General features: G+C 61.5%; 3 protein-coding genes. All 3 read right to left on the bottom strand.

Annotated elements, in window-relative coordinates; translation table 11 throughout:
• Positions 1-23 precede the first annotated feature (23 nt).
• A complete protein-coding gene (gene rplI / locus ABT116_RS49390; RefSeq protein WP_007735531.1) occupies positions 24-479 on the bottom strand; it encodes a 50S ribosomal protein L9 in 456 nt (151 codons plus the stop codon).
• Positions 480-497: 18 nt separating this feature from the next.
• The gene (gene rpsR, locus ABT116_RS49395) at positions 498-740 is read right to left on the bottom strand and encodes a 30S ribosomal protein S18 (RefSeq protein WP_003941245.1); all 243 of its coding nucleotides are present in this window, start codon (positions 738-740) and stop codon (positions 498-500) included.
• 39 nt (positions 741-779) lie between these two features.
• The coding region (locus tag ABT116_RS49400) for a single-stranded DNA-binding protein (protein WP_351648203.1) at positions 780-1,099 on the bottom strand (320 nt) is incomplete at its 5' end.

Consider the following 1,099-nt stretch of genomic DNA (forward strand, 5'->3'; position numbering starts at 1 on the left):
GGCCCGACGAGACGAACAGTCGACTATGCGCCGACGACGTTCAGGTTGAACTTGGCAACCACATCGGGGTGCAGGTTCACGACCACGGCGTGCTTGCCCGTGTTCTTGATGTGAGCCTTCGGCAACACGATGGAGCGCTTGTCGACAACCGGTCCACCGGCAGCCTTGATCGCAGCAGCGACGTCAGCGACGGTAACCGAACCGAAGAGCTTGCCCGAGCCACCGGCGGTCTTGACCGTCAGTGTCACGGACTCGAGGCCCTCGATAGCTGCCTTGAGCTCCTTGGCGTGATCCAGGCCGCGCACAGCGCGCGCTTCCTGTGCACGACGGATGCCCTCGACCTGCTTCTCGGCGCCACGGGTGGCGACGATTGCCAGTCCGCGGGGGAGCAGGTAGTTACGGCCGTAGCCGTCCTTGACCTCCACGGTGTCGCCAGGCGCACCGAGGTTGTCCACGTCAGCGGTGAGGATGAGCTTCATGTTCTTTCCTCCCTTTCCTTAGCGAGCCACGGTGGCGTAAGGCAGCAGTGCTACCTCACGTGAGTTCTTGACGGCAATGGCAACGTCGCGCTGGTGCTGGACGCAATTGCCGGTGACACGGCGAGCACGGATCTTTCCGCGATCGCTGACGTACTTACGAAGCAACGTCGTGTCCTTGTAGTTGATCTGCGTGTTCTTCTCTTTGCAGAAGGTGCAGACCTTCTTCTTCATAACCTTGTCGCGCAAGGGCGGCTTCGGCATGTCTTTGCTCTTTTCTGGATGTTCCTGATCAGGTACGGATCAGAAGGGCGGTTCGTCGCTGCCCGCACCACCGAAGGAGCCCGAAGCCTGAGGCGCACTGCCCCAAGGATCGTCTCCACCCGAAGGTGCAGCACTCGGACGTCCGCCACCCGATCCGCCGGAGGAACCGCCGAAGTTGCCGCCTCCACCGCCGCCACCACGGTTGGCCTTGTTGACCTTTGCCGTGGCGTACTTCAGTGAAGGACCGATTTCATCGACTTCGAGCTCGACGACAGTTCGCTTTTCGCCCTCGCGAGTTTCGTACGAACGCTGCTTGAGCCGGCCGCTCACGATTACTCGTGAGCCACGGGTCAAGCTCT

Origin of the sequence: Streptomyces sp. NPDC002130 (assembly GCF_040296465.1) — a bacterium.
Classification (GTDB): domain Bacteria; phylum Actinomycetota; class Actinomycetes; order Streptomycetales; family Streptomycetaceae; genus Streptomyces.

Bases quoted from the DNA above. Each gene is read 5' to 3' on its own strand.
- rpsR (WP_003941245.1), bottom strand. From the start codon at position 740: ATGCCGAAGCCGCCCTTGCGCGACAAGGTTATGAAGAAGAAGGTCTGC.
- rplI (WP_007735531.1), bottom strand. From the start codon at position 479: ATGAAGCTCATCCTCACCGCTGACGTGGACAACCTCGGTGCGCCTGGC.